Annotated in this window: 1 protein-coding gene; it reads right to left on the reverse strand. The window is 80.4% G+C overall.

Annotated features, from left to right (window positions below; translation table 11 throughout):
• A partial coding sequence (locus ABD067_RS08195) for a hypothetical protein (protein WP_343894745.1) occupies positions 1-332 on the reverse strand: 332 nt, incomplete at both ends.

Raw genomic sequence — 332 nt, forward strand, 5'->3', positions numbered from 1 at the left:
GCGGCCTCCCGCCACGCCCCCGGCCGCTCGGCGAACAGCCGCCCGCTGACCACCACCGCGAGTCGCGGGTTGCGCGACGCGCGGCGCGCCTCGCCCGCCAGCCGCGCCAGCGCCGGCACCCCCTCGCCGCGCCGGAACACCGGGCTGAGCGCGAGGTCGAGCGCGTCGAACCACGCGGACGCCACCGCGTCGAGCAGGTCGCCCTCCGATCGCGGAAAGCCGCCGCCGGTGCGCCCACAGCCCGACAGCCGCAGCGCCTCCGCGTCCAGCGCGGCGCCGAGTGCGTGCGGCTCGAAAGGAGGCGGCGCGACCAGCACGGCGGGCGGCGGGCA

It is taken from the genome of Craurococcus roseus (assembly GCF_039523795.1).
Classification (GTDB): Bacteria; Pseudomonadota; Alphaproteobacteria; order Acetobacterales; family Acetobacteraceae; genus Craurococcus; species Craurococcus roseus.